The organism is Desulfothermus sp. (assembly GCF_053993635.1).
Map to the genome: position 1 here is coordinate 1 of NZ_JBMYBT010000113.1, position 3820 is coordinate 3820.

The 3820-nt window shown below is 32.5% G+C and carries 4 protein-coding genes and 2 tRNA genes; all 6 read right to left on the reverse strand.

Annotated elements, in window-relative coordinates; all coding sequences use genetic code 11:
• Positions 1-8: 8 nt before the first annotated feature.
• Positions 9-83: transfer RNA gene (locus tag ACY2V1_RS08390), tRNA-Glu, on the reverse strand.
• 16 nt (positions 84-99) lie between these two features.
• Positions 100-170, reverse strand: a tRNA-Gln gene (locus ACY2V1_RS08395).
• Positions 171-221: 51 nt separating this feature from the next.
• Positions 222-569: a hypothetical protein gene (locus tag ACY2V1_RS08400; RefSeq protein ID WP_461834350.1), complete on the reverse strand. Its 348-nt coding sequence runs from the start codon at positions 567-569 to the stop codon at positions 222-224.
• Positions 562-1038: a DciA family protein gene (locus ACY2V1_RS08405; RefSeq protein ID WP_461834351.1), complete on the reverse strand. Its 477-nt coding sequence runs from the start codon at positions 1036-1038 to the stop codon at positions 562-564. The genes ACY2V1_RS08400 and ACY2V1_RS08405 overlap by 8 nt, the downstream gene beginning before the upstream one ends.
• Positions 1035-1952, reverse strand: coding sequence for a PP-loop family protein (locus ACY2V1_RS08410; protein ID WP_461834352.1), 918 nt, complete (start codon positions 1950-1952; stop codon positions 1035-1037). The genes ACY2V1_RS08405 and ACY2V1_RS08410 overlap by 4 nt, the downstream gene beginning before the upstream one ends.
• Positions 1953-1961: 9 nt before the next feature.
• On the reverse strand, positions 1962-3820 hold a 1859-nt coding region (locus ACY2V1_RS08415; RefSeq protein ID WP_461834353.1), incomplete at its 5' end, for a hypothetical protein.

Consider the following 3820-nt stretch of genomic DNA (forward strand, 5'->3'; position numbering starts at 1 on the left):
TTATTTAACGTCCCCAAGGGGATTTGAACCCCTGTCGCCGGCGTGAAAGGCCGGTGTCCTAGACCGAGCTAGACGATGGGGACTTTTTTGAGAACTTAACTGGGGGACAGGGATTCGAACCCCGGCTACTGGGGCCAGAACCCAGCGTCCTGCCACTAGACGATCCCCCAATCAACGAGAAAAAGACCATATAGATTTTTATTTCACCTGTCAAGTATTTTTTAACTGGCACTGGCTAAAATTCTAGTTTTTCTTCTAAGTTTCTTAATTTGTTTTCTAATCTTATCCCTTTCCTTTCTGTTTTTTCTTGGTATTTCTAATTTTGCCTGTCTGAGTCTTTTTATTTCTCTTTTTAACTCTGAAATTTGTTCTTTGTATGGAGAAACAGCTCCTTCTTCTTCAATACCAAGTACTTCTTTGATCTTTGACAAAAGTTCTTCTTTTTGCATACCTGATGCCCCAACAATTTGGGGAATCTTTTCCATTGCAAGCTGCCTGAGCTCTTTTGCAGTCATTTTTTCCAATGGCTTTTTTAGTTCCAAGGACTCCAGGGTAATTTCCTCACTCATTATGGGACTCCTCCTTAAGGTTTTTTATTTTCTCAATGCATTCTAAATATTTTATATAGGCCTTATATACTGGGCTTTTTGGGGAAATACTTTCCCTTAAATATCCAACAATATCTGGAATTTTGATCTTATTTTTCCCCTGTTTTTCTTTTTTCTCTAAAACAATAGAGTCAAGAGGAGCTTTGTCTTCTAACAATTTATATGTGATTTTGTCAAATAATTCGTTTCCTAGAAATTGATTAATTTTTTTTAAAATATCTGGAGAATAAAAGGTAAGTTCTTGCATAAGTATGCTGTCTTCTACCCCTATTATCACTGTTTTTCCTTTGGTTCCAATAGGCCTTGCAAGTTGTGCTAAGTCTTTACCCAAGACCTTTTCCCAATTCTTCCAGAGACGAATTAGGGCAAATTTTTCTCTACCTCCTTTTTTATCAATTATGTCTAAGATAATCTCAGATGCCTGTTTCATGAGCTAAGTTGTTTTTTAATGTTACATAGATTGCATAACTCTAAGTATGTGGGGTAGCCGCAAATTTTGCATTCATTGTAATTTTCAAACGTATCTATTGGCTTGTTGTCTTCAATATAACTAAATAGAAAATTCCTCTTTATGCCTGGCATTTGGTCTTCTAGGAGATCAAGTGCCATTTTAAATTTTCTTGAAGTTGCCCCTTTAGACAGGGGACAGTCAATCTCAACAGGTTGTATTGAGTTTAGTTCTGCATAAATCAAGATCTCTTTTATTTCCAGTCGATATATTGGTTTTATCTTGGCTGGTATTTTGGGGTGGGGCGAAGGTAAATATGGGTAAGTTTTTTTTACATATTGAAGACGCTTTCCAAGTAAATTTCCCAGAAGACGGCCAGCTTCATCGTCTAAGTTGTGGCCTGTGGCCACTACCTTAAAACCTTCTGCTACAGTTGCTATATCTAGAAGTTGTCTTTTTAATTTGCCACAAAAAGAGCATATTTTTCTTCTAATTTTTTTGTGTATTTCAACCATGCCATGACCAACAAAATCTTTTAAATCATATTTGATCCACTCCAGGTTCCTCTGTTTAGCAAATTTTTCAATGGCCTCAATGGACTTTTGTGAAAACTCATCTATTCCAAGGTCTATGTGTATGCCCTTAGTCTTGTATCCAAGTCGATTTAAAATATCCCAAAGGACCAAGGAATCCTTTCCTCCAGATACAGCCACCATAATGGGAGTATCTTTGGGGACTTTTATTTTTTTCATTGCCCTTATAACTGCAGTTTCAAAAAAATGGATAAAACACTCTCTACAAAATTTTGCATTATGGGATGGAAGCCTCAAAATAGCCTGTTTTTTACATCTTGTACATTTGGCATTTTTGGGAAGAGAATGAAAATTTTTCTCCATAAAAGTTCCTTATTTTCCATTTATTTTATGAGGTCGAATTGGCTGAAATATGGTAAATGGCAATTTTATGGTGTTCTTTAAGATTTTTAGGGCTTCAGACCCAACAGCCTTAGGAGATAAGGGAATTATTATTGGATTGTCAATTGTGCCCTTGGCCTGAAAGGGAATTACCAACAAATTTCCGCCAGTTATATATCGTAGGATAGGAATTTTTTTCACGAATCTATCAATGGTCTTTAAAGGGGCAAATAGGACAATTAAATTTACCTCTTTAGTATTTAAGTTAATCTTTCCATGAAATGCGAGCTCCATATTAGTAGCGTTTAGGTAAGATTTTCTAAATATTAGACATCCGTCTTTAATGGTACCTGTTGCCTGCAGGTCTGTATACTTAAAACCCACTTTTCCCAGGTCCGGGATTTTGCCAAAAAATATTTCTGTTGAATTTATAATACTCAGGATCTGGGATATTAATGTAAGTTTAAAGATCTTACCTTCCTTTGATTCAAAGAAAAAATCTCCATTAAGGGTTTTAATAGGATTATCATTTAGATTTGCATGGAGAGTTATCTTTATTTTTGAAGTTCCAGTAATCAATTTCTTTTGGCCAGATACAAGGCATTGTAACGTATCTTGGATGAGAAAATTTAGTGAGTTTATCTTTATGTCTAGCTTTTTTGTCTTTTTATCCTTTTTTAAAACAGCTTTTATTGGTAATGCACACAAAAAACCTTTGTATATCCTTAATTCTTTAAAACCATTGTTAATTAGTATTTTCCCATCTATATCTCTGATAACACCCTTTTTATAAAAAGTGTTTTTAATATTAAAGTAAACAGTTCCTGTTAATTTTACATTTGAGTTAGTGGGCTGTTTTTTGCTAAATTTATTAATTAAAGGGTCAAGATGTAATGTATGAGATTCTAGTCTTATATTTATGTTATTGCGTCCCTTTATTAAATGTATCTTCCCATATAAGTTTATCTTGTCCTTAAATAAAGAAATTAGAGATTTTTTAATTAAAATAACATTATTGGTGGAATTCGCACTGAGTTGGTTTATTGATAACCCTAAATCAGGATTAATGATCATGTCATTTATATTTATGAAACCATTGGAATTTATAATGTAAAATGGATTTAAAGAAAAATTTAAACTAAAATTACCAGCGATTTTATCTTTTAAATAAGGATTTTTTACAAGTAGTCTATCTACTGCATTGTGTGTTAATTTTCCTCTGAAATTAATAAAGATTTTTTCCTTTTGTTTGTTAAATTGAATGCTACATTTTGTAGCATTGTAGCTTAAACTAATCTCAGAAGAAAATTTGTGAGGATTTTTTTCTACCTGTAAGTTAGTAAAAATCCCGTTTAATATCATATCTCCATTGACCTTTATATCCTGGCTGGTCATATTAAATTTCATTTGCCTTAAGTGAAGGCTTTTATTTGTTTTTATGAATTTTATATAGGGGTTAATTTTTTTTAAGATTTCTTGAGCTTCCTTAGATATGTCTCCTGAAAATTCCATTTTTACTGACTTAGGACTTTCTACGTTACCCATTAATTTCAGATAATTTAATTTTATTTTTGATTTTAGGGTGTTAATTGTAAAGGATGTGAACTTTAAATTTTGTGGTAATATAGAAAAATTGCCACGTGATACTGAGACATTAATTTTTTTGGGTAGCTTGTTTTTTAAATTTAAGCCCTTTATTCTTAAATAAGATATTGATCCAAGGAATAGATAGTCTTCTAGTTTCTTTTGATGGTAATTGTAGTGGACTTTTAATTTGTTTAAAAACAGACTCCCTATTATGTTAAGTCTATTATTTAATGGAAAAAAATTGTTAAAGACATCTTTTATTT